General features: G+C 67.0%; 15 protein-coding genes and 3 pseudogenes. 5 read left to right on the forward strand and 13 right to left on the reverse strand.

Translation table 11 applies throughout. From position 1 onward, the window contains the following. Positions 1 to 146: 146 nt before the first annotated feature. Positions 147 to 599: an ATP-binding protein gene (locus tag EST92_RS08355; protein ID WP_129280300.1), complete on the reverse strand. Its 453-nt coding sequence runs from the start codon at positions 597 to 599 to the stop codon at positions 147 to 149. Positions 600 to 752: 153 nt separating this feature from the next. On the opposite strand from EST92_RS08355, the pseudogene EST92_RS08360 reads away from it, so the two are divergent. After that, positions 753 to 1,619 (forward strand): annotated as a pseudogene (locus tag EST92_RS08360) (helix-turn-helix transcriptional regulator). Further along, complete coding sequence (locus tag EST92_RS08365) at positions 1,616 to 1,837, forward strand: DUF397 domain-containing protein (RefSeq protein WP_129280301.1); 222 nt, start codon at positions 1,616 to 1,618, stop codon at positions 1,835 to 1,837. The pseudogene EST92_RS08360 and the gene EST92_RS08365 overlap by 4 nt, the downstream one beginning before the upstream one ends. 67 nt (positions 1,838 to 1,904) lie before the next feature. Here EST92_RS08365 and EST92_RS08370 read toward each other — a convergent pair whose 3' ends face one another. The 4 genes and pseudogenes from EST92_RS08370 to EST92_RS08385 form a co-directional block, all read right to left on the reverse strand. Next, a complete protein-coding gene (locus EST92_RS08370; RefSeq protein WP_129280325.1) occupies positions 1,905 to 3,518 on the reverse strand; it encodes a class I SAM-dependent DNA methyltransferase in 1,614 nt (537 codons plus the stop codon). Positions 3,519 to 3,526: 8 nt separating this feature from the next. Further along, positions 3,527 to 4,855: a restriction endonuclease subunit S gene (locus EST92_RS08375; protein WP_129280302.1), complete on the reverse strand. Its 1,329-nt coding sequence runs from the start codon at positions 4,853 to 4,855 to the stop codon at positions 3,527 to 3,529. Positions 4,856 to 5,013: 158 nt separating this feature from the next. After that, positions 5,014 to 8,688: a DEAD/DEAH box helicase family protein gene (locus EST92_RS08380; protein WP_129280303.1), complete on the reverse strand. Its 3,675-nt coding sequence runs from the start codon at positions 8,686 to 8,688 to the stop codon at positions 5,014 to 5,016. Positions 8,689 to 8,894: 206 nt separating this feature from the next. Beyond that, positions 8,895 to 9,092: pseudogene (locus EST92_RS08385) on the reverse strand (IS110 family transposase); the annotation flags it as partial. 190 nt (positions 9,093 to 9,282) lie between these two features. Between EST92_RS08385 and EST92_RS08390 the strand changes: the two are divergent. After that, on the forward strand, positions 9,283 to 9,708 hold the full coding sequence (locus EST92_RS08390; protein WP_129280304.1) for a nucleotidyltransferase domain-containing protein: 426 nt from the start codon (positions 9,283 to 9,285) through the stop codon (positions 9,706 to 9,708). A gap of 701 nt (positions 9,709 to 10,409) precedes the next feature. Here the strand turns inward: EST92_RS08390 and EST92_RS08395 are convergent. The 7 genes and pseudogenes from EST92_RS08395 to EST92_RS08425 form a co-directional block, all read right to left on the reverse strand. Then, positions 10,410 to 11,012 carry a DUF4291 domain-containing protein gene (locus EST92_RS08395; RefSeq protein WP_254068641.1) on the reverse strand — a complete coding sequence of 201 codons (603 nt, stop codon included), beginning with the start codon at positions 11,010 to 11,012 and terminating at the stop codon, positions 10,410 to 10,412. A 23-nt stretch (positions 11,013 to 11,035) separates the two neighbouring features. Beyond that, on the reverse strand, positions 11,036 to 11,593 hold the full coding sequence (locus EST92_RS08400; protein ID WP_129280306.1) for a hypothetical protein: 558 nt from the start codon (positions 11,591 to 11,593) through the stop codon (positions 11,036 to 11,038). A gap of 11 nt (positions 11,594 to 11,604) precedes the next feature. Next, positions 11,605 to 15,450: an RHS repeat-associated core domain-containing protein gene (locus tag EST92_RS08405; RefSeq protein ID WP_129280307.1), complete on the reverse strand. Its 3,846-nt coding sequence runs from the start codon at positions 15,448 to 15,450 to the stop codon at positions 11,605 to 11,607. Next, positions 15,447 to 16,205, reverse strand: a complete 759-nt coding sequence (locus tag EST92_RS08410; RefSeq protein ID WP_254068643.1) for a WXG100 family type VII secretion target — start codon at positions 16,203 to 16,205, stop codon at positions 15,447 to 15,449. The genes EST92_RS08405 and EST92_RS08410 overlap by 4 nt, the downstream gene beginning before the upstream one ends. Before the next feature lie 123 nt (positions 16,206 to 16,328). Further along, positions 16,329 to 16,628: pseudogene (locus EST92_RS32040) on the reverse strand (UDP-N-acetylglucosamine 1-carboxyvinyltransferase); the annotation flags it as partial. Between the two features lie 154 nt (positions 16,629 to 16,782). Further along, on the reverse strand, positions 16,783 to 17,310 hold the full coding sequence (locus tag EST92_RS08420; RefSeq protein WP_161981717.1) for a DMT family transporter: 528 nt from the start codon (positions 17,308 to 17,310) through the stop codon (positions 16,783 to 16,785). A gap of 440 nt (positions 17,311 to 17,750) precedes the next feature. After that, a complete protein-coding gene (locus EST92_RS08425) occupies positions 17,751 to 19,337 on the reverse strand; it encodes an alkaline phosphatase family protein (protein ID WP_161981718.1) in 1,587 nt (528 codons plus the stop codon). Between the two features lie 642 nt (positions 19,338 to 19,979). On the opposite strand from EST92_RS08425, the gene EST92_RS08430 reads away from it, so the two are divergent. Together EST92_RS08430 and EST92_RS08435 are read left to right on the forward strand one after the other, a co-directional pair. Next, on the forward strand, positions 19,980 to 21,260 hold the full coding sequence (locus EST92_RS08430) for an MFS transporter (protein WP_129280327.1): 1,281 nt from the start codon (positions 19,980 to 19,982) through the stop codon (positions 21,258 to 21,260). Positions 21,261 to 21,360: 100 nt separating this feature from the next. Then, the gene (locus tag EST92_RS08435; protein ID WP_129280311.1) at positions 21,361 to 22,383 is read left to right on the forward strand and encodes a TolB-like translocation protein; all 1,023 of its coding nucleotides are present in this window, start codon (positions 21,361 to 21,363) and stop codon (positions 22,381 to 22,383) included. 115 nt (positions 22,384 to 22,498) lie between these two features. On the opposite strand, the gene EST92_RS08440 is transcribed toward EST92_RS08435, so the two are convergent. Then, complete coding sequence (locus tag EST92_RS08440; protein WP_254068645.1) at positions 22,499 to 23,626, reverse strand: haloacid dehalogenase-like hydrolase; 1,128 nt, start codon at positions 23,624 to 23,626, stop codon at positions 22,499 to 22,501. Positions 23,627 to 23,901 lie beyond the last annotated feature (275 nt).

The raw sequence follows: 23,901 nt of genomic DNA on the forward strand, positions 1-23,901 counted from the left end.
GCCGGATCCGGTGACGAAGAGCTCCGAGAACACATCGGAACCGGCCGATCGGACCGCAGGCGATCAACTCCCTTCCAGGGTAGGCGCAAGGGCGGCGTCCAGGGGCCCCGAGCAGTACTTTTTTCGGCCTGCCAGACCTTGTTCTCCTACTGAGCCGGAATCCAGCAGCGCACCTGCTTACCGACCGGCGTCCCCGTTACCCGCCACCCCGGTGCGAGCAGATCGACCAGCGGCAGTCCCCGCCCCGACTCCGCCTCGGGATCGTCGAGCCGTACGCCGCCCCGCACGGGCAGCATCCGGCGGTACCGGTCGTGCAGCCTGACCCGGACACCCCGCCCCGCGTCCTCACCGCACCCCAAGGACGTGACGCCCACCTCGGCGACTAGCGGAACGAAGTCACCACACGCGCGGACCGCGTTCCCGCACAGCTCGGACATCACCAACTGCGCCGAGTACACGAGGTCTTGACTGACCCCGGCGTCAGCGAGCGTCTTGGCGATGAGGGTGCGGGTGGCGCGGAGGTGGTCGGGAGTGGCGGTGAGGTGGAGGACGAAGCCGGAGGGGATGGGGGTGTGGTACCAGCCGAGGGAGTGGGGCATGGGCACTCTTCTGCGTCGGGGGCGAACTTTCCTCGCCTCACGATGCCTTGAGGGCAGCCATCAACTCCCCAGAATCGCAACCTTTCTACCCCGATGGGTGACGGTTTCCCTTTGCTTGCCGTCAGGGCGTGGCGCAAATGGCACCATGTCGGTATGCCGAACGCCCCTTTGGCCCCAACCGTCAGGCGCCGTCGACTTGGAGGAGCGCTTCGCAGGCTCCGCAACGAGGCCGGCCTGAGCCTGGACCGCGCCGCCTCCGCGATGTCGTGGCAGAGCCCGAAGATGTCGAAGATCGAGAATGCCGTACAGGCGATCCGACCCGCTGACCTGGACAAGCTCCTCACGATCTACGGAGTGGACGACCCCGAGGTTCGCGACACTCTGGAGCAGCTGCGAAACGATGCGGCGAAGAAGGGCTGGTGGCAGGCGTATTCGCAGGTTGTCGGTCCCCTGTATGCGGACTACATCTCCCTGGAAACGGATGCCGAGATGGTCTGCTCATGGTCGCCCCTCCTGATTCCGGGACTGTTGCAGAGCGCCGCCTACGCGCGCGAGACGATCGCCGGAATCACCACCACCCGAAGCGCCGACGAGGTCACTGCCTTGGCGGAGGTGCGGATGGCGCGCCAATCCGTGCTCAGTCGGCCCGGCGCCCCTCTGGAGTTCTGGGCGATCATCCACGAGGCAGCCTAGCGCCTGAGGTTCGCGAGTCGGCCCGGCACCATGCGAGAGCAGCTGCGCAGACTCCGCGAGAATGCGGAACTTCCCAATGTGACAGTGCAGTTGATGCCTCTCGACGCAACACCCCACCCAGGGCTTGAAGGCGCCTTCTCGCTCACCAAGTTCCGGGCACCGCTGCCGAGCGTCGTCCTCTTGGAGAACCCAGGCGGAGCCACGTACGTTGAAGGCGAGGACGCGGTCCCCTTCGAGCGGGCGTACGAGCGCATTCGCGCCACCGCCTTGCCCGCTGAGGACTCACTCGTACGCATCGCCGAGCTGGAAGAAGGCTTTCGGAAGTGACCGACCGCAAAACTGAGCTGTACGACCAAGACCTCGATGGTGCCGTCTGGCGTAAGGCCACAGCCAGTGGAGCCGAGAACGACTGCGTCGAGGTCGCCGAACTGCTGCACGGCGCGCGGGCCGTACGTGATTCGAAGAACCCGGAGCGGGAACCGCTGCGGTTCACCGCGTCGGAGTGGGCCGCGTTCCGGGCGGGTGTGATCGCGGGCGAGCTCTGAACTCGGAGAGACGCGAACAGCGGATGGCCCGGTGGTTCACGGTGAACCACCGGCCCGTCCGCTGGCTCTAGTCCTCGTCGGCCGACGGTGGCACGTCCTTCTTCAGTGCGCGGGCCACGGCCGTGAACTGGGCCAGTGCCACTTCGAGTTCGTCGATGATCTCCTGGGCGATCACGTCCGGTGACGCGTACTCCGTAGTCCCGGCGGTGTCGGACTTGAGCACCGTGAGGTCAAGATTGACCTTGTCCCGGGCGATCAGCTCGTCGTAGTCGTACGCGCGGAAACGGTCGCTCGGGGTGCGCTTGCTGAAGTCCCTGCCGCCGGAGTGGTACGCGGCGACGAAGTCGTCGAGGTGCTGGCGGCCCAGCTGGCGCTGCTTGAGCGTGAAGCGCTGGTCCGTGCGGAAGTCGTAGACCCAGAGCTGGCGCGTGCCGGGGCGGCCTCCGGTGCGCTGGCCGGTCTTGTCGAAGAACAGGACGTTGGCCTTGACGCCGTTGGCGTAGAAGATGCCGGTGGGTAGCCGCAGCAGGGTGTGGACGTCGCAGAGGTTGAGGAGGTTCCGGCGGATGGTCTCGCCGGCGCCGCTTTCGAAGAGGACGTTGTCGGGGAGGACCAGGGCGGCTCGGCCGTTGGTCTTCAGCAGGTTGTAGATGTGCTGGACGAAGTTGAGCTGCTTGTTCGTCGTCGGCGCCCAGAAGTCGGTGCGGGAGGTGTACGACTCGCCGGTCACCGAGCCGACGCCGAAGGGTGGGTTGGCGAGCACGATGTCGTAGTGCCGCTTCGGCGGGCGGGCCAGGGAGTCCTGGATGGTGATGAGCGGCTTGGCCTCGGAGCTTCCGATGCCGTGCAGCAGCATGTTCATCAGGGCGAGGCGGCCGGTCTCGCGAACGAGTTCGTAACCGGTGATCGCGCCGGTCTGGAGGGCGCGCCCCTTGTCGCCGTAGAGCTCGTCCTCGTAGCTCTGGACCAGGTGGGCGTGCGCCGCAATGAGGAAGCCGCCAGTGCCGCAGGCCGGGTCGGTGATGGTCTCACCAGGCTTCGGCCGGACGCAGTCGACCATGGCGTCGATGAGCGGGCGGGGCGTGAAGTACTGGCCGGCGCCGGTCTTGCGGTCCTCGGCACCGCGCTGGAGAAGGCCTTCATAGGCGTCGCCCTTGAGGTCCTGGTTCTCGGTGGTCCAGGTGTAGGGGTCGATCAGGTCCTTGATCAGGCGGTCGAGGACGGCCGGCTCATGGATCTTGTTCTGCGCCTTGGTGAAGACCTCACCGAGCATGGTGCCGCCGCGCTGGCCGAGATCCTTGAGGATGAACTCGTAGTGGTCGAGCAGCGCTTCGGCGGACCGGGTCGTCAGGCTCTTCCAGTCCCGGCCCTCGGGGACGAGAGGCTTCTCGGGGACGTTGCGCCGGAAGGCCGCCGGGCGGTTGGCGCGCTCGTCGGCCATCTTCAGGAAGAGGAGGTAGGTGAGCTGCTCGACGTAGTCGAGGGTCGAGACGCCGGAGTGGCGCAGCAGTTCGCAGTACGACCAGAGGCGGTTGACGAGGGTGGACGTTGAGGCCGGGGTGGCGGGGGCATCCTTGGTCTTGGCTTCAGCCGTTCGGGGGACGGGAACCTCACCGGGTGCCGAGGAGGCCACTGCATCAGTGGGGTCCGTGGGGGCTGGCTTCTCGGTGCTGCTGCTCATGATGGTGCTCACAGAGGGAGTGTTTCCTGGGTGCCAAAGGAAAGCGGTCGGCCGGGGGCCTGGGGAGCGGTCGGGGACGTCGCACGAGGCACGCTCTTACGCCTGGTCGGCTTGTCGTCGGCAGCCCGCAGCGCGCGGATCCGGTCGAGGAGGACAGGAGCGGGCTCGTCACCGGGGTCCTGGGAAACCAGGACCCCGGTGAAAGCGGCGTGAAGGAGGGCGTTACGGAGCTTCGAAGCGCTCGCCCGCCCGTCACCCACCGCCTCCCCCAGTCCACGCAGATCCTCCTCCAACTCCTGAACAAGGGCAATTATATTCCGCTGCGTACCAAGAGGAGGAATTGGAATCTTGAGGTTCTGAATCTTTCCCTTATTGAGCGCCGGCTGATTGCCACCCGAAGCTTCCCGACGAGTTTCCACGTAACGCGCCATAAGAAAGTAGTATACGAACTCGGGCAGGATGTCGGTTTCAGAAACGCGAATCGATGCGCAGTTCTGATTATGCGCTGCAGCAATATCAAGGATTGCCGCCTGTCCCCTAGTTCGCCCTTCGCCAATCATCGCAATCATCACAGTCCCGGGCGGATGAATTCGACCCTCAGGATTAGCGATCGAATCAATCGTGATTGACTCTTTCGTGGATGAAATGCGAGCGAAAGACACCTCTCCGCTACTCACCCAGGGGATACCATCACCCCAGTAGGAAGAATTACCACGTGCGGGAGTCGACCCAACAGCAACCTTGAAAAGATTCCCTATAGTTGCCCATCGCCATTTATCGGGGATGTCCCAAGGCCCCTCGCTCAGGGCAACGGCGTCCGGCACCAGGTCCTGCGCATCGCCCTCAGAGAGATCCTCGGAAGCAAGTTTTCCACGCAAGGCACTACGGAGGACGGCTTGGAGCAACTGTTCCTTTTTTTCATCGGCGGCATCCAGCGACCTCTCTCCCGCCTCGATGTATGTCAACTGCTCGTCCAGTTTGGCGACGATGCGGTGCTGTTCACTCAAAGGCGGAAGCAAGGTAGGGAAATTCGAGAATTGCTCCCAGTAAGCCCGAGGGCGGTCACCCTTCGGGTTTTTCTGCATAACATAGCGGACGAAATCAGGACTCAAAAGCCGATGCAGCAAGAAGCGAGAATCGATGGCTCCACTCGGAGGGAAAACAATAAATTCCCCCGAGCAAATGCCATCAAAGTCGGCAAGAACCACCTTGTTCAGATAGGGTCGCAACCGCCCATACAGGAGATATCCTGGCCTTACGATGGGCGATGAACTTTTGATCGAAGCAGCCGAGCCGAAGTTCATCACCCGCCCCGTATGCGACTCGACGTTATCCATCCCCAGATACGGAAGGTCGTCTCCCGCGGTCGGTTTATACCTATCCGAAATCGGAGAGATGATCTCTCCGAGTGTTGTGCGAACCCACCCCCGAGGCAGCTCGCTCGTGACATCCCCCTCGGAGCCCGAACCCCCCGGCTCCACGCCCGAGTCGGTCGTCACGCGCTCAGCTCCCTGTCCAGCTCATTGATGATGTGTTCCGCCCGCGTCCCCCCGAATTCGGCGATGAACCCGTCCGTGCCGTTGCGCGAGGTGAAAGGGGCGTAATCGAGGTCAGCGGTGTCGAAGCGTACACGCTCGGCCGTCGCCGCGGCGATGCGGTCGAGCCACCAGCGCTGCCGTTCGGTGAAACGCGCGCCCGTCTGTTCCTGGCGGGCGATCCAAGCCTGATAGCGCTCGCGCACGAGCTCCTCGTACGGGCAGGGTGCCGGGACGCCCTGTGCAGCGCCGCCCGCGAGTTCGTAGCGGAGCAGGGCGAGCAGATCGGAGGCCGTGTGCTTGCGCTGGGCTCCGTCTGTCACCGCCTCGCCGACCTTCTCGTACGCCTTCCACAGTCTGTCCGGAGTCCACGCGCGCGGAGGGCGGGCGATGCTGCGGGCCACGTCCTTAAGCCGGTCCATGGCGACGCCGGGCGGCACGTCGGAGCCGGCGCTGAACGCGACGGATATCGCCGCGATCTCGTCACGGTTCTCCGCGATGTAGCGGCGCCAGTCGCGGACCGTCTCCGTCGCCGTGTCCTCGTCGTGGGCGACGGCCCCCGCGCGAAGCAGCTCGTCGGTGCCGTTCTCGTCGTAAAGGATGTCCTTCGCGCGCCGCATCTCCAGCAGGCGGGCGCGTAGCGGGGGTGTCGCGGCGAGGGGGCGGACGGACTGCTCGATGAGGTCGCGTACCGCGCGCTCGGGGTCGCGGCCCGCGCGCTCGGCGGCCTCACGGACTTCCAGCTGCCGGTCCGCCGAGACGGCTTCGACCATCCCGTGAACGATCTTCTTCAGTTCCAGCCCGCCGCTCAGCCGCTGGATCTCGGCGCGCTCCTCGTCCGTCATCTGGATGTCGAGCTTGGCGAGGCGGGCCGCGAGGGTGGAGACCTCTTCCTCCTCGATGGTGTTCGCTGCGGTCTTGCGGAGCAGCTTCTCCAGGCTGATCTGCTTCTCGGTGTGGCGTTCCAGCGGTGCCGCGTCGACCTTCGGCTTCTTCGTCACGCCGACCGCGTCGACGATCACGAAGCGGGTCTTGGGACCGACGCCGGGGGTGACCTTCTCGAAGTCGGTGAGGGACAGGGTCCGGGCGCCGCGGCCCTTCATCTGCTCGAAGTATGCCCAGCTCTTGACGTCCCTGAGGAACAGCAGGCATTCCAGCGGCTTGACGTCCGTGCCCGTGGCGATCATGTCGACGGTGACCGCGATACGCAGCTCCGGGAGGTTACGGAAGGCCGCGAGGCGCTCGGAGGCGTTGCGGGCCGCGCTGGTGATCTTCGCGCAGAAGTCGTTGCCCTTGCCGAAGACATCGCGGACGACCTCGACGATCTCCTCCGCGTGGTTGTCGTTCTTGGCGAAGACCAGAGTCTTGGGCACGTACATCTCGTCCCACCGCAGCGCGCCCGTGGCCGGGTCGTGTTTGGCCCGCTCGGGGAAGATCTCCGTGAACAGCCGGTCGTGGAAGGTTTGGACGACCGTACGCAGCTGATCCTTGCTGATGACTCCGACACCGACCTGGTTGGCGCCGTACTCGATGTCCTCGTCGATGTCCTCATAGCGCTGGCGGCGGGTGCGGCGGTCGCGGACCGGGATGGTGCCGTGTGCGATGACACCGCCCTCGGCCGTTATCCGCGTCTCGATTTCGTAGACGGAGAAGTCGACGTTGACGCGGTCGGCCACCGCCTCCTGGTAGGAGTACTCGCTGACCAGGTTGCCGTTGAAGTAGCCGAAGGTCTGGGCGACGGGGGTGGCGGTGAGGCCGACGATGGGGGCGGCGAAGTATTCGAGGACGGAGCGCCACTTGCCGTAGATGGAGCGGTGGCACTCGTCGACGACGATCAGGTCGAAAGCCTCCGGAGGGATGTCGGCGTTGTAGCCGACCCGGATGCCGCCCGGCACGTCGACGTCGTAGTCGATCTCGCCGTCGCCGCGGTCGCTGCCCGGCAGGCTCGCGCCGGTCAGCTCCATGTAGAGGCGCTGGACGGTGGAGATGACGACCTTGGAGGAGGCGAACATGCCCTCCGCGCCGAGGCGCTGGACGTTGTAGAGGTCGGCGAACTTGCGGTCGGTGTCGGGGGTCTTGAAGTTCTCGAACTCGGCAAAGGCCTGCACACCGAGGTTGTTGCGGTCGACGAGGAACAGGACGCGCTCGGCACGCGCGTGCTTGAGCATCCGGTACGAGAACGTCACCGCCGTGAATGTCTTGCCAGCGCCGGTGGCCATTTGGACGAGGGAGCGGGACTGCCCCATCCCGTGCTGGCCCTTGCCGAGCGCCACCGAGTCCTCCACGCCGCGGACCGCCGCGACCTGCGCCGGGCGCAGCGGGCGTTCGTCGAGGTCGGGCATGCGCCAGCGCAGCCGGGCCCGGTAGCTGGGGGCCTGCTCGTCCTCCTCGGCCTGGCGGACCCAGCGGGCGAGGGTGCGCGGTTGGTGGAAGGAGAAGATGCGGCGGGTACGGGAGTCCGGGTCCAGGACGGACCGGAAGCGGGTCTCGCCGCCGTCGCTCACGTAGCGGAACGGGAGCGGGGTGCGCCAGGCGTTGAGGCGCTGCTGGGCGTCGGTGAGATGGTCGGCGTAACGGTCGGCCTGTGCCTCGGCGGCGGATAGGTCGGCGCCCTCGCGCTTGGCCTCGATGACGCCGACGAGTTTGCGGTCGACGTAGAGGGCGTAGTCGGCGCGGCCCTTGGCAGTGGTGACCTCGCGAACGGCGACGCCGTTGCCCCGCCGGTCGCCCTGGACGTGGAGGTTGAGGTTCGCGCCGCCGTTTTGGACGTCCCATCCGGCCGCCCTGAGCATCGCGTCGAGCCGCTCGCGGACCTGCACCTCGGTTAGGGGTTCGCGGGAGGCCTGCTCCGCGTTGTCGAGGAGACGGGCGCGCTCGGCGACGGCGGCCGACGCGGCGGCCCGGTCGGCGCGGCTGCGGCCGATCCGCGTGGCCTCGGCGGCGGCCTGGAACTCCTTGAGCTGGTCCTGCATGGCCGCGATGGCGCGGGCCAGCTCCTCACGCTCGGCCTTTGCCTCGGCCAGCTCACGCTCGACGGCGCTCCGGGCGGCCTGTTCGGCCTGGGCCTGGGATGCCTGGTCGTGGTAGCTGAGGCGGGCGTCTTCGAGTTCCTTGCGGGCCTGGGCGACGTCCTGAAGCAGGCGCTCGTTCTCGGCGGCCGGGGTTCGGTCGGGGCTGGGCGGCACGAACGGCAGCTGCTCGCGCGAGCCGGTGAGCAGCCGGTGGTACCAGACCCCGAGACGGAAGCAACTGCGCAGGGCCCGGAAGGCGTCATCGGCGCTGTCGAGTCCCGCATGGCTCGCTTCGTTGCCGAGGGTGCGCACCTCGTGGAAGCCGGTGCTCACGTCGCCGTGCAGGTATCCCTCCCTGTCCAGCGCCCGCAGTCGGTCAAACTGGGTGCTGCCTTCCACCCGGACCCGGCCCCGGCTGACCAGGTCGGCCGCCATGGCCTCCGCGAACTGACGGGACTTGATGAGCGATGTGTTCGGGTCGCTGAAGACATGGCTCTCGGCAGCGGTTCCGTACGCCACGAGCAGTGGGAGGTGCGGCAGGAGGAACCCGAAGTTGCGGGACTGACCGGCCAGCCGGACGAGTCGGGGGTCCGGTGCCTGGGACGCCCCGCCTGCGCTGCTCATGGGGTGATACCGCCTCTCCGGAAGCGTGAAGGTCGACACTGCTTGTGGATCGTGATCGCCCGTCGAGCCTAACCGGCGGCCGGTCTTCTGCGCTGGTCTTCGGCCCTACAGCTGCAGCTGGCGTGACCTGACTCCCATCGCCATCGAATTGCCACTCGTCAGCTCCCGACCCGAACCGCCGCCGGTGGATTGACGTTGGATCTGGGGAGACCGTGAGAGGTCTCGATGGCGACCGGGATCAGGTTCTCTGGGCTGTCGCCGTGCTGGGGCAGATGCAGGTGCTGGCTGAGGCCGACGGGGGTGTCGTCGATGCGGAGCTTGTCCAGGAGGGTGCCGGCCTCGTCGAGCAGTGCGATGTCGTGGTGGCCGGTGGCCCAGTCGATGCCGCAGAACACGCTGGTCATGGCGGTGGCCTTGGGTGGGTACCGGTGGTGTGAGGTCGTCGCCGTGGCGGGGGTGCCGTCTCCCTAATGACCTGGACTACAAGTCCACGGCGGGGCCGACTGGGCCAACTACGCCGCGGAAGTCCGCCACCCTACTCACCCCGGAGGCAACACGACGCACCGTGACAACCAGCCAGCGAGTCAGCGACCTGTGATCTCACCGGAACGGACTGCCGAAACGAAAGAGATCATCGACCGCGTCACGCGGTGGGCCGCAGGCCGCCACGACGTCGTCGGTCTCCTACTTGTCGGATCGTGCGCTCGCAATGCCGCACGGCCTGACTCCGACATCGACCTCGTCCTTCTCACGACTGACGAGTCCCAGTACTCCGACAACGCATGGGCCGTCGAGCTCGCCCTCGGCAAGCTGGTCAGAACCCAGTCGTGGGGACCGATCAGCGAACGACGCTTTGCCACAGCGTCAGGGCTGGAGGTCGAGATCAACATCGGGTCTCCCGACTGGGCACAGACGGACCCGGTGGATCCTGGCACACGCCGAGTCGTCATCGACGGCGCCCGTCCCCTACACGACCCAGGCACTGTCCTTGCGTCTCTGATCCGAGCCTGCCAATCGTGACGACCCCGGCGGCAACGGCCGCCTCAAGGGGCACTCGAACAGTTCCAATACCCGACGTCGCCATTACACCTGGTGCCCGCCGCGTGGGAGCGCTGCCGGCAGGCCCTGGATCAGGCGTTGGGCCCGGTGCCAAGCGATGTGCCCGCGGCGGCGCCGGTGGCGCTCGCTCACCGGACCGCCCCGGCTGCTGGATCGTTGCTGGATCCGGTCGCCGGAATCCAAGTTCGCGCAGGTCATAGCGGTAGCGCCGACATTCCGGTTCAACGTGTGACGGGTGCCATAGCGTTGGCGTAGCGATCTGGCAAACGTGCAGGTCAGGCGGGGTCGGTCCGATTCGGGCCGACCCGTCGTCGTGCCCGGTGCTGGATCCGTGCTGGATGAACTGACGTATCGTCAGCTGTTGTCATCCCTGGCCATTCGAACCGTTGCTGGATCCGGCTGACAGTCTGGCCACTGGATCGGGACGCACTCGGTTGTGGATTTCGTCGCGGCCGGGCGGCGCGGGGCGGTCGGAGCCGCTGGGCATGCCCGTTGCCCCTGGATGTCGGCCATGGGCTGGCATGGGGCCTGTGGCGACGTAGGGCTTCGGATGGGTCGCGCAGCGTCAGTCGTATGCCATGGCGCGGAAGGTGATGCGGACGCGGGTCAGAGGCTGCCGATCGCGTTCGTCAGCCGTCGTGCCGCGGACGGTTTGCCTTCGCTCACCCGGAGGAGCCCAATCGGCTGCGAATGTCCGCGGGAAGTGGGTAGTGCACCTCTGCCGGGATTGCGGCGTCGGCTCTGTCTCGTCTTCCGGCCCGTACGTCCTCGTGGATGGCGTGTACCAGGGGCGTGATGTCGCGGAGCTCGACGATCCATTGGTCCACGTACAGATCGACGGCCTCGCCGGACAATCCCACTTGGATCGCGCGGTCGGCCAGGGGCGAGAGGTCAGTGGCGCGCTCGGGGTCCCACTGCACTCGTACCGGGCTGGTTGTCTTCAGAGACCGCCAGGCGGATTCGCTGTCGTGCAGTCCCGGTTCGAAGTGGCTCAGGCAGGCGTGGCGCAGGGCCCATTCGAATCCGGCTCGGCTGATCTGAATCGCCAGAACTCGTTCCTGGCCGGGCTTGGTTGCCCAGCCGGAGCGGTACATCATCCAGCGAAACGACGGCTTGATCCAGGTCATGCGGTCGCGTTTGAAGGGTGCCACGAACGTGCCGGCGGCGACTGCCGGCAGCGCGATCTGCGGCGGGTACGCCTGGTAAACGGTGATCGTTTCCGCGGTGTACCGGGCGCGGACGAGGCGGCTGCCGGAAACTTTCACGGGCTGGTGTGTGGGTCTCATTATCACTGTTCAGTGATTTCTTGCGCCCATTCCGAGGTGTCTGCCAGAACGGGCCCAGAGACCTCGTCCGCGCCAGCCGTGTACAGGAGCCAGCGCAATTCGTCACAAGCGAAAAAAGATTCACCCCAGCTATCGGTCCAGACGCGCACGTGTCCGTCCCCTGCCTGTGTGGCGTCCCACCATGCCCAACCCCTGAACTCGTTGTCGGGATCGAATTCGAAAAGCCACCACTGCAGGTCCCACGATTTTTCGTTGACGGCTGCGTGGTAGCGATCCATGCCGCGGCGGGAGAAATCCGCGGTCTCACCCCCGGCGGCGCCGCTCGCTACCGCGAACCATTCGGGAATGCCCTCGGTCGGCAGGTCTTCGTCGTCGAAGGACTCGGTAATGGCGAGATCGAGCGCGGCGGACAGTACCGACCGTACCCGACGGATGTAGTCCTGCGGATCGACCGCTGCAACGACATCGAAGACGGTGAGTACGGGTGGGGCTCCCTCGGTCGAGGGCCGGGCCTCCACCCGCTGCCGTTCCTGACGCAGGTCATCAATCTCGTGAAGCATCCACACTCCCATTACATAGTCTTGATCATCCTACCAGAGTTGGGTTTGATTTCCCCCATAAATTCGTCGAGCAGCTTGGCCGGAATTCCATACAGATCGGGCCCTTTGGTCGGGTCTGATATCTCTGGCTTGTCACTCTTGTACTTCTTCCAATCTTGCTTGGTGCCCTCCCAATCGTCCGGGGCGCCTTGCGGAACGGCGGTTTCGCGCACTTTTTCAAGATAGGACTTGGGCATATCGAAGGCGACGATCTCGTCGGGCCTTGATTGCCCACCCCGATATTCCGTGGTGTGCTTGATGTCGTTGCTCATGTTCACGTAGAGGGACTGCTTCCCCTGGAGGGTGACCTCGCCGTTCGGGCCGATCTTGATCCGCTGGCTTCCAGGGTGATCGGTTTGTTTCCGGTAGACGGTGATGTAGTCGGGGGAGAGGCCGAGGGGGTCCGCCCAGGTGTGCGGATTGTGTACGTAGGTGGCGGGGTTGGGGGCCGGTGCAAGGCCCAGGGGATCCGGCGTGGTGTAACGCGCGGTCTCCGGGTCGTAATAACGGTGCAGGTTGTAGTGGAGCTGGGTTTCTGCGTCGAAGTACTGGCCGGGGAACCGGATCGGTGTGTATGCGGTGTCCTCGTTGCGCCACGTGGTGGTGCCCCAGAGGGTGGACCTGGCGCGCCAGGCGATGTCGCCCGTCTCGTCGACGAGTTCCCGCGGCGCGCCGACCAGGTCGGTGACGATGGCGTAGAAGCGCCGATCGATCTCCTCTTGGGGCGCGGCGCCGGCCGGCGACTTGTGTTCGCTCTGCGCTATCGGGCCCTGGCCGTCGTAATCCCAGGTCAGAGTGAAGGTATCGGGGCGGCCGGCCACCTGCTGGGTTTCTTCGACGAGGGTGGAACCGTCCCAGGTGAAATCCGTTCGCTGGCGAACGGTGCAGCCGTCGACGCCCAGCCGCTCCTTGGCCGTCCGGCGACCCAGCGGGTCGTAGCGGTAGCGCCAACGAGTGCCGTCGGGAGTGACCACAGAAGTGAGCCGGTCCTGGGCGTCCCACTCGTAGGACCAGACATCCGGCTTGCGTGACAGCCGGTTCTTGATGCGGGTGGTGACGCGGCCCTGGGCGTCATAGGAGTAGCGGACGCGCCCGGCCGTGATCAGCCTGTTGTGGTCATAGGTCCGTTCCCCCCGCGCGTCATTGCCCGGGTGTCGGTCAGGCCACTGCCCCTCGGTCTGGTTACCCGCCTCGTCGTAGGCATACTGCTCCGACCACCCATGCGCCTTTACGGCGATGACCCGCCCACCCGCGTCCAGCTCGTAGGCCCGGCTCCCGTTCAACTGGTCGGTGACAGCGGTGAGATGGTCATCGGGTCGATAGGCGTACGTACGCGCCTGGAGCTGCCGACCGCGTCCCGTGAGCGTCTGCGTGGCGATGCGGCCCCGCGGGTCCCAACCTTGGGTGAGCGTGATCGCGTCCCCGAAGTGCCGAGCCGTCTCTTGGCCCGCGTGATCGAAGTCGAAAGTGAACGCATGCCCGGAGGCGGACATCGCGGTGCGGTTGCCGACGGCGTCATACGTCCACGTGCTGACGGCTCCGGAGGGGGTAGTGCGTCGAATGCGGCGCCCCAGGACGTCGTAGGCGGAGGAGACGGTGCGACCGTCGCATTCCTCCGCCAGGACCCGGCCGAGCTGGTCACGCTCGTAGGTCACCGTCGATTCCCGGCCAGCGGCCCTCAGTAGGTGACCGGCCGGATCGTAGAGGAACTCGACGGCATCGTCCTCGGTGTGCTTCAGCGCGATCCTGCCGAGGGCGTCACGCTCGTAACGCGTGATCTGCCCCAGGCCGTTGGAGCGTGAGACGAGCCGGCCGGCGGCGTCGTGGGTGTACTGCAGGGTGCGGCCGTCGAAGTCGGTCTCCTCGACGAGGCGTCCGGCCGGGTCGTAGTCATACGTCCAGCGCAGCCCGCGGGGGTCGGTGACTTCGGTCAGCCGCAGGTGTGCGTCGTGGGTGTACGTGTAGCGGGCTCCGTCAGGAGTGATGCGGGCGGCCAGGACGTCGAAGTGGGTCCACTCGTAGTGAGTGGTGTTCCCGGCCTGATCCGTGTAGCTCGTGCAGTTGCCCTCGCCGTCATACGTCCAGTTCTCCTCGGACGCGTCCGGGTGGATACGTGCCGTCAGCCTGCCGTCTGCCGTCCATGCCAGCCGCGTGGTGGCGCCCAGGGGGTCGGTGATGGTGATGACGCGCCCAAAGGGGTCGCGTTGACAGCCTGTCCGAGCGCCGGCCGGATCAACGGTGCTGAGCACCCGGCCCGCTTCGTCGGATGACAGTTGAGTGACCTGGCCCAGCGCGTCGGTGACCGAGGTGAGGTGGCCACGACTGTCGTAGGTGTACCGCGTGGTGGCGCCGGTGGGATCCACGACAGCGGTCCGGTTACCGCGTGAGTCGTACTCCTGCCGCCACACCGCGCCATCCGGCGCTGTGACCTCGACGGGTAGGTGCAGGTCGGAGTAGGCAACGGTGGTCTGTGTGCCATCCGGGCGGTGTATGGCTGTCGTTCGCCCGTGCTCGTCATGGTCGAACGTGGTCCGCCGGCCGAGGGCGTCTGTGACTGCCGTGATCCGGTGATGACGGTCGTGTTCGGTGCGGATCGTGTTGCCGAGCGGATCCGTCTCGGCGACGATCTGTAGCCGATCGTTCACCGTGTAGCGGGTGGTGTTCCCGTCGGCGTCGGTGGCGGTGGTGACGCGCAGCCCGGTGACGAGATCGGCGGCACTGTAGGTGAAGCGAAGGCTGACGTGCCCGTCCTCGCCGCCTTCGGCGGTGCAGCGGTCCTGATCGTCGTAGTGGTACTCGTAACGGCGATGGTTGCTGTCCGTCCACGATGTGACGCGGCCCCGGGCGTCGTAACCGAAGCTCAGCGGCTCCCCGCCGGCGTTGGTGACGGTGGAGAGGTGACCATCGGTGTAGTGGTACCGCCTGATCAGCTGGTCGCCGCCATCGGGTGCCGCCCCTGCGAGGTGGAGGGCGGTGATCCGGTCGTCCTCCGTGGTGAGGAGGAGGCGATGGCCGGCTCCGTGGCGAATGGCGGCCGGTGCTCCTGTCCGGTCGTCGTAGTCGAATGTGATCCGGTTGCCGTTGCGGTCGCTGATTTCGTCCAGCAGTGCCAGTCCGGCATCGTGTGCAGCCGGGAGGAAATACCGTGTATGGCCGGTGTCGGGCCGGTGCAGAGCCCAGTCACCCTGCTCGGTCAGCGTCAGGGGCCATTGCGGCCCGTGGACGGGCAATACCTCCTCGCCCGCTTCGGGGAGCGGGTAAGAGAGGAGAAGACCGTCTTCGGCGACGAAGATGATTCCCTGGTCGTCGATCTCCAGGCGCTGGTCGGCCGTCGACGACCACGAGGGCCCGAACCAATGGCCGGCCCGATAGCCCGACTCCACACGGCGGGTGAAGTCCAGGGGCAGGATTCCTTCCAGCGCGATATCCCGCTGAGGCAGGAACATCTTGCCGCTGGCCATGTCCACGGGGTCGCTCTTCCCGGAGTTGACCGTGTCGGACGGCCGTGTGTGGCTGTTGGGATGGCTGTTGTCGGTCTGCTCACGACCGGGCCCCTTGCCCCGCTTGTTTCCGGCGGACTTGAGAGAGGTGCCAGGGCTGTGGTGGGGTGCCTTGGGGTCTTTCGTATGGCCCTTGAGGAGTTTGTCGAGTTCCGAGGCGTGCTTGGCGTCGTTCTCGGCGTGGTTGGTGGCGACCTTCTTCAGCCGTGTGCCCGTCCCGTGGTACAGGTCCTGGACTGCCTTGCCCGCATCCTTTCCCAGTGTCTGAGCCAGCTTCGCCGCGCCGTGCTCCAGTGCCTTGACGATCGGATTGCTCATTCGAAGCTCACCCCCGCGGCCTTCGTCTCGAACTCGGCGGCATGCGACGCGATCGTCCGCGCATGCCCGTGCAGCTTCTCCGCGCGAGCGTGCAGCGCCTCCGGGTGGATGGAGAAGCTTTCCGCCGCACGGCCGCCGCCCCCGCCGGCGGTGACCCCGAGGGCTGTCTCGGCGGCCTGGAAGACCAGGCCGCCCACCGCCTTGCCGACCGTCTCGACAAGGGGATTGACGGCCGCCTCGATGACCTGGCCGATGATGTACTGCTCCAGCTGCTGTACCAGGTAATCCATGAGCTTTTCGGCAGCCTCGACGACCAGCGCCTCGGCCGCCTCCGCGATGCCGAGGGTGGCGACCGCGGCGGCCTGGTCGGCCACGAAAGTGATCGCCAGCACCGTCAGTTCGGCGATCGCCTCCAGCTTCATTGCCACGATCGTGTCCGCCGCGATATCCAGAGCGTCGGCCACCGTGTGACAGGCGTTGACCAGCTCCGTCATGTGACTGTCGGACATCTGGCCCCATTTGGCCAGCAGCGCCTCGTACGACGCGCCCTGATACACGTCCTCCAACTGCTTGACCGTGGCAGTGGAATCCTTGTGGGTGTCATCCACCTTCTGCGCGAAATCCCGTACGTGAGATCCGAATTCGCGGACCTTGTCCTCGTTGATGTTCGGCCAGTTCACCCCGATGAACTGAAGGAACGACACCACCTGCTCAGGCAGCTCAATCGCCATGCTGATCCCCCCGATCGCATCCATGACAGCTCATCAGGCGACTTTCAAGAGAGAGCAATGGGAGGGTAAATTTGCGCCCTTGAGGTCGCCATCAGTGCATACGGGGGCAAGAGTTCTGGTGATCGCCAAGCGGGGCTCGTGGGGCAGGCATACCCAGCCGGCCACCCGCAGTCCTTCAACGACCTGAGCACTTCCGGCGAGAGGTTGGGCTGCCCGACCTGAGCGGCTGCCCGGCTGCAACGGGCCGCTGGAGGGCAGCGATGGTCGCTCCGCGGGGCCGGAAGGCAGGGCCAGCGCGGCCGCTCCGGTCGGTCGGGCAGCGGCTTCCACCTGATAGTCGTGATCATCGACGGGCATACGGTCGCCGAAGCTCTCGTAGACGGCGAAGCGCTGCGCCATTCCACGGTCGCCGACCCGGCAGCCGCCCGGCTGTGGCGGCCTTGCCCGTCGCGTGGGAGCGCTGCCGGCAGGCCTTGGAGCAGGTGCTGGTCCGGCGTCGGCCGACGCGCCCGCGGCGGCGCGGCCCGGGATCGCCCACCGGTGCGCGACGTGTAGCCGCCGCCGAGCCACAGCACGGCGACCACGACACCGAAGAGCGGTATCAGGTTGAGGGCCATGCCGGCCACGCCGACGGGCACGTGGGACACCGCGTAGTTGTAGGCGAGGTAGCCCAGCGTGAAACCGACCAGTCCGATCGCCATCGCGGCCACGATATGCGGCAGTTGCGTGGTGTCGGGAACCTTCTCGGAGCCGGCGCCCCATACGAGGCCATGACGGGAATCGTGAAGAGGAACCCGAATCCGAATTGGCAGGCGGTGAGTTCCAGTGCCGACGCCTCCGCGGCGAGACGGCTGACCACGATCACCGACGCCGACGCCCCCAGGGCTCCCAGGAGCACCAGGGCGTCACCGATGCTGCCGCTGAGGGTGAAATGCGCACCGGTCAGCAACGCGGCGCCGACGGTGGCGACGAGAACACCTGCCACGCTGCGGCGGGTGACCGCTTCCTTGATGAAGATGACGCCCATGACCAGGACCAGCGCGGATTGCAGGCCGTCCAGGAGTATGGCATCCGCCGCGCCGGTGTGCTGCAGTCCCAGAAACTGGAGGTCAACTCGCTTGACTGTCAAGGGGTTTGGTCCTGCCGCCACACCCCTCGAAGAGCTGCCCTTCGGCGCCCGAGGCTGCATCTGTCACGATTGATGAATGCCCCGGCGGTAAAGACCCGACAAAGCTTGGCCCGGGTGCCACGGAATCCGTACGGTCGCCTTTCCCGGGAAATTCCGATGCCGTACTTGTTCCGTCGTCGCCGCGACAGCGTGGAACTTCGACATCAGTGGAGATCGGGGCCTGCGCGGCCGGTGCGTCCGCTGTCGTGGTGGGCCACCTCGGCATTTCGAAGCCGGAGCCGACGGTGCGAGGCACGTCCGGCCGCGCGCCATGCGCGCCACCCCGGGCGAGGTAGGGCTCTCAGTTCGGTTCGACGTGCCCGCGGAACCGGCATCGGGCACGGTGCTCGATGCCGGTTCCGCAGGTGGGATCCTTCACCAGGACGTGGTGCGGCGCCGGGCTACGGTGCCCAGACGTCGTAGATCGGGACGGCGTTCTTGTCGTTCGAGGTCATCGGCGTCAGGCCGAGCGCGTCTTCGACCGTGCGGGTCACGTTGTAGTGGTTGTAGTAGGTGTTCGACGTCGACCCGCCCGCCTTCATCAGGCCCGGGGACCCGACGAGGATCGTGGGAACGGGGTTGGCGGGCGTCCAGTTCTTGTCCTCGTCCCAGGTGATGATCAGTAGCGACTTCTCCTTCGTGAACGCGGTGGAGTTGAGGAGCTTCGGCAGGTTGTTCTTCATCCAGGTGTCGCCGGCGGTCACGCACGTCGAGAGGGTGCCGCAGTTGTTGTGCATCGTGTTGTCGCTGTTGGGCACGAACCACACGTAGTTGGGCATTTTCGTGGTGGTGCTCGCGAGGTCCGTCCAGAAGTCCGAGATCGGCTTCAGGTGGTTCTGGCAGTACGTGGTGTCGTTCCCCACGCCCTTGAAGTAGAGGAACGGCAGGTCGTCGGGGTCGTACGGGGACTTGGCGGTGAGGTCGCAGCTGCTGTTCGTGCCCTCGATGTAGCCCTTCCACGTCTTGCCCGCGTCCTCGGTGATCGAGCCCAGGTGCTTCGCGTTGATGCCCCCGACGCTGCTCAGCGAGGAGAAGTTGTTGCCCTGGATGCCCAGCTGGCCGGAGGCCAGCGCGACGTAGTTGGGGTCGCTCGGGTGCATCAGGCCGTGTGAGTTGGTGAGGGAGATGTTGTTGCAGGCGAGCTGGGAGAGGTAGGGGGCAGGTGCCGTGTTGGGAGAGGCACAGTTGGGCTTGTTGTTGCTCGTGCCGAAGATGTCGGTGGGCGCCTTGTTCTCCATCATGACCATGAAGACGTGGTCGAGGGCCGGAACCTTGCCCGCCGCAGCGGGGGGCGAACCGACGTAGAAGTGCACCGGCACGCTGTACAGATCGCCGAGTTTGGGGTCGGTGGCGAGGTCGGTGTTGTATCCGTCCTTGTACAGGTAGTACGCCACGTACCCCCCGTCCGCCAGGCCGCTCGTCGGTAGGGTCACCGTCCCTGAGGCGTGGGGTGCGTAGGCCCACTTGACGTGGTGCGCGCTGTCGACGGGGTCGGTGTCGCGGTAGATGCCGATCCAGTTGTTCGCGAGTCCCCACTGGTCCGGCACGCTGTACGTGGCGGTGATGGTGTCCCCGGCCGTGTAGCTGGACTTGTCGAGGCTCAGGGTGGGCCCCACCCAGAAGTGGCGGCTGGCCAGTTGGGTGTAGCCACCGTTCTGAAGGAGGTAGGCCACATACTCCCCTGGAACCAGGGTGGTGCCGGCTGCCTTGTTGCTGTCCCCCTCGGACTTGCCCGGGGCACCGCTGACGGCGAAGGTCAGCGTCCCTGAGGAACTCTGGGCATCGGCCCACTTGACCGAGCTGACCGATCCGGGCGTGTCACCCGCCTTGTAGATGCCCACCCAGTTGTTGTTGTTCGCCGTGGTGGTGTAGGAGACATTGATCGTCGTCCCTTGCATGTACGTCGTCTTGTCAAGGGTGAGCGTGTCCGCAGTGGCCGAGGCGGGTGCTGCGTTGAACGCGATGAGCAGCGCTACGGGCGTGAGCAACCAACACAGAAGTCTGAACCGGGTGCGTCTTCGGGAGCCAACCATGTCTCCACTCCTCATGATGGGGGCGCGTGCATGACGATGGGGTGATGTGGCCCCAGGGTGGTTGGCTCACCAGGGGGCCTGTGGGGATGCCGCCGGCCCGTGAGGGGGCACGTCGCGCGGCTGTCACCGGCGTACGGCGGTAGTGAGGTGGGGGATGGGGTGCGGGGGCGTCGAGGTGGATCACGCCCCTGTGACGCCCCCACCACCACGCCACTGTCGACCTGGCTGTCACACGCCACTGTCGAACTGGCTATCGGTCGGCCGCACCTTACTGCGGGGCGTCGGGTTGTTTCAATGGATGCGACGGAAATCGTATGGCGCAACGCCCTTCGCGGTGCTATGTGCTCTTTTACCGCGCGACGGCAACCGCCCCGAGAACGGGGCACGTCCGCTGCGTGGCGGCCACACGGCAGGTCGGACAGCGCCCGGCCACCGGGCGGATCGAGGCTGCTCAGGACCGGCCGTGCCGCAGGATCCCCGGGGCGGCGCACCACGCGCCGGGAACCGGCGGTCCGTTGACTCCAGGGGCTCGACACAGCAGTCCCCGCACGTCACTCTGATTGCCTCACGGACGGCTCTCGCCAGGAGGTGGTGCCGTTGTACCTTGCCGACAGTCGGAGTTCTCCGCCCTCGCCCACCCCCGCCGTCCATGGACGGCGGTCCGCCGTGCCCGGCACCGTGCTGGCCCTCGGCACCGTCAGCCTGGTCACCGATGTGTCGTCGGAGATGGTCACCGCCGTCATGCCGCTGTACCTGGTGGTCGGGCTCGGCCTGTCGCCGCTCGGCTTCGGCTTCCTGGACGGGATCTACAACGGGGTCGGCGCGCTGGTGCGGCTGCTCGGCGGATACCTCGGTGACCGGGGCGGAAATCGCCACAAGGCCGTGGCCGCCGCGGGATACGGGCTGTCCGCCCTGTGCAAGCCGCTGCTCCTGCTCGCCCACACGGGGCCGCTCATCGGTGCCGTGCTGGCGGTGGACCGCACCGGTAAGGGGCTGCGCACCGCTCCCCGGGACGCCATGATCTCCCTGGCCACCGAGCCGGCACAGCGGGGCCGGGCCTTCGGCGTGCACCGGGCCATGGACACCACCGGGGCGCTGCTCGGACCCTTGGCCGCTTTCGCCGTGCTGCGCCTGGCGGTTGACGGCTACGACGCCGTGTTCGCGGTGAGCGGGTGCGTTGCCGCGCTGGGCGTGCTGATCCTGCTGCTCTTCGTGCCCGGGCACCGGCGGACGGTGCCCGGTGCTCCCCGACCGTCCGGGTCCGCGCGCGGATGGCGGGCCACGCGGGAGCTGCTGAGATTGCGTGGACTGCGGCGCCTGACTGTCTGCGCGGCGCTGCTGGGGCTGACCACGATCAGCGACTCCTTCCTGTACTTGCTGATCCAGCGCCGACTCGGTCTTCCCGCGGATCTCCTCCCGTTGCTCCCGCTGGGCACTGCCGCGGCGTTCCTGGTGCTCGCCATGCCACTGGGCATGGCCGCCGACCGGATCGGCCGACGCCGTCTCTTCGCCATGGGCCATCTCCTGCTGCTCGTCGGGTACGGACTGCTGCTGGTGCCGCTCTCCGACGGGTGGCCGGGGGTCCTGCCGGTGCTCGTGTTGCAGGGGGCGTTCTACGCCGCCACCGATGGGGTGCTGGCCGCGGCCGCCGCCGACACCCTCCCCCCGGACCGGCGCGGTGCGGGACTCGCCCTGGTCGGTACGGGCCAGGCGCTGGCCCGCTTCACCGGCTCACTCGCGTTCGGTGCCTTCTGGTCCGCCTGGGGCACCGGCATCGCACTGGCCGCCGCCACGGGTGGGCTCGCTGTCTGCACCGCGGCCGCGATGGTCGTACTGCGCCTCACCGACCGCCACGTGACGACGGAGAGTGCCACGTGATGCCGTTGTCCAGCCGCTCTGTCCGCACCCGCATCCGACACCTCCGGGAGGGCCGGCCCTGCGAAGGGCCGACTCGACTCCCGCAGAAAGGCAGGGCCTGATGACCGGCAAGGGCCGCCTTCTCCTTCTCCTCGGCGCCGTTCTCGTGTTGGGTTCGGTCGCCGCCTTCGCCGTGCACCATGCCGTCGAACGGGCCGGCGGCCGCGGACGTCCGCAGCCACCGGCGGCCGCCGACGGCCGGGTATGGCTGGCCGCGCCCGCGGGCACGGGGCGGCGCATGATCTTCCGTAATACGGCCGGCGGCTCCCACCGCGACGCACTCGCCTCGGTGCCGACCGACCGGCCGGAGGCACAGCGCGCCACGTCGCAGCTGAAGTGCCTGCGCTTCTCGGCCGCAGGCGGCACCGGGATCTGCCTGCAGAGCGCGCCGGGGCCGCTGCGGGCAAGCTACCGGGCGGTGGTCGTCGACGAGCGGCTGAACGAGCGGCGCAGCTACCCCCTGTCAGGGGTTCCCAGCCGGGCCCGGGTCTCGCCGTCAGGGCACCTGGTCGCATGGACGGTCTTCGTCAGTGGGGACTCCTACGGCGCCACGGCCTTCTCCACGCGCACCTCCGTCCTGGACACCCGCACGGGGAAGCTCCAGGACAACCTGGAGGAGTACGACCTGAAGGTGGACGGCAGTTGGTACCGGTCCCTCGATGTGAACGTCTGGGGCGTGACCTTCGCCGACGACGGCCACTTCTACGCCACGGTGTCCACCCGCGGGCAGACCTACCTGGCGAAAGGCGACATCGCGGCGCACTCGCTGACCACTGTGCACGGCAATGTCGAATGCCCCTCGCTCTCCCCGGACGGCACCCGGATCGCCTACAAGAAGCGGGTGCCCGGCCTGCCGGCCGACTCGCCCTGGCGGCTGTACGTGCTGGATCTGCGGACCATGACGGAGACGGCAACGGCCGAACACCGCAACGTGGACGATCAGGCGGTCTGGGCGACGGACACCACCCTTGTCTATGCCCTGCCCGGGAAGTCCGGGACGGACCTGTGGACCGTGCCTGCCCATGGCAGCGGAACACCACAACGGCTGGCGAGCGCGGCGGCGACACCGGCTTTCATCGGTTGACCGCCGGAATCCTGCCGTTGCGGCCTCGCCGAGGCCGCCGGCTGTGCGCAGGGTGCGCGGGGGCCTGACGCGGCGCGGGACGGGTCCGTGCCCGCCCCGCGCGCGCAGTGGTACGTCAGCGGATCTCGTCCGGCTTGACCACGAGCCAGTTCTTGTCGGCCGTCACCGGCTGGCCGAGCTCCTCCTGCCGGGCCGCGTTGGCCTTCTGCATGTCCTGGATCTGCGTGAAGTACGTGTCCTTGCGGTTGACCCAGACCCGGGTGCCGCCGTGCTCCACGTCGGTGGAGTGGAAGAGCATCGGGCCGTCGCTCACCGGGGTGTCGCCCGCGACCAGGACGGGCTTGCGCCACTGGTCGATGTACGTGTTGATGGCGGCGGGCTTGCCCTCGTACCAGGTCAGCGGGGCCCACAGGGCCGGGGTCAGCTTGTCGTTCGCCAGCTTGCGCGGGTCGTAGCGGCCCTCGGCGATCTCCTTGCGGGCGGTGGTGAGGTTCCCGGTGGCCGGGTCCTTGAGCAGCATGGAGACGCCGATGACGTGCTGCGGCTTGACGCCGTAGCCGTACTTGGGGTCGGACAGCAGGTCCCGGACCAGCTCCTCGCCGGCGGCGCTGACGACGTAGACGTCGATGCCGTGGTCCTGGAGGGCGTGGTACAGCTCCTGCATGCCGCGGTAGACCTGCGGCGGCTGCACCTGGGTCTTGGTCAGCCGGTCACCGTCGTAGTACTCGGCCGGGATGGGCTTGCCGTAGGCGAGCAGGCCGTCGACGTAGCCCTTGAGCTGCTTCAGCGTGAAGCCGGAGAAGATCTGGGCGACCCAGGGGTAGCAGACCTGGTCGTCGATCTCGCAGAGCCGGTTGTAGTAGCTGTAGAGGCTTTCCTTGTGGTCCGCGGTGTCCTTGAACGGGATGAGCTTCAAGGAGCGGTCCATCGTCGCGCGCTTGAGCTTCCCCGTCATCTCCAAGTAGGGGAGCAGGGACTCCTCCAGGTCGTACCGGTAGGTGGTGTTGTCGGCGTCGAAGACCGCGTACGCGCCCTGGTGGGCGTGCTCTTCGATGACCTTGCCGAGCTTCGCGGCGACCGGAGCGGGCCAGTGCTTCAGCCGGGCCGCCGCGGCCCGCCCGTCCGCGCCCGCGGCCGTCGCTTCCTGGCGCGGCCACAGCGCGACGGCGCTCGCGATCAGCAGCGCTGCCAGCGCGCTCATCACCGCCAGCAGGTTCAGCCGTCTTCGCCCACGTCGTGTCATCTGGCCCCTCCTCAAGGAGAGTGGAACGTCCGCCCATCGCTCCGCCGCCTCGGAGTGAGGCGGGACGCTAACGAGGCTCGGTCACCACGTCAAGTGGGGGAGATCACGGCTCACGGCTCTTGCATTTCACAACAGGGATCGGCAGGGGAGCTCGACCCTTGGCCCGGAGGAGTGCGGATCAAGGTGTCGCCCGACGGCGGGCCGCCGGGCGCGGTGAGGGGGTCGTGGTCTGCCGCCTGATCGAGAACGCCGGCTCGGGGTCGGCGCCGGGAGTT

The organism is Streptomyces sp. TM32 (assembly GCF_004122755.1).
In the GTDB taxonomy this organism is placed as follows: Bacteria; Actinomycetota; Actinomycetes; order Streptomycetales; family Streptomycetaceae; genus Streptomyces; species Streptomyces sioyaensis.

Bases quoted from the DNA above. Each gene is read 5' to 3' on its own strand.
- EST92_RS08355 (WP_129280300.1), bottom strand. From the start codon at position 599: ATGCCCCACTCCCTCGGCTGGTACCACACCCCCATCCCCTCCGGCTTC.
- EST92_RS08370 (WP_129280325.1), bottom strand. From the start codon at position 3,518: ATGAGCAGCAGCACCGAGAAGCCAGCCCCCACGGACCCCACTGATGCA.
- EST92_RS08375 (WP_129280302.1), bottom strand. From the start codon at position 4,855: ATGGATAACGTCGAGTCGCATACGGGGCGGGTGATGAACTTCGGCTCG.
- EST92_RS08380 (WP_129280303.1), bottom strand. From the start codon at position 8,688: ATGAGCAGCGCAGGCGGGGCGTCCCAGGCACCGGACCCCCGACTCGTC.
- EST92_RS08400 (WP_129280306.1), bottom strand. From the start codon at position 11,593: ATGCTTCACGAGATTGATGACCTGCGTCAGGAACGGCAGCGGGTGGAG.
- EST92_RS08405 (WP_129280307.1), bottom strand. From the start codon at position 15,450: ATGAGCAATCCGATCGTCAAGGCACTGGAGCACGGCGCGGCGAAGCTG.
- EST92_RS08410 (WP_254068643.1), bottom strand. From the start codon at position 16,205: ATGGATGCGATCGGGGGGATCAGCATGGCGATTGAGCTGCCTGAGCAG.
- EST92_RS08435 (WP_129280311.1), top strand. From the start codon at position 21,361: ATGACCGGCAAGGGCCGCCTTCTCCTTCTCCTCGGCGCCGTTCTCGTG.
- EST92_RS08440 (WP_254068645.1), bottom strand. From the start codon at position 23,626: ATGACACGACGTGGGCGAAGACGGCTGAACCTGCTGGCGGTGATGAGC.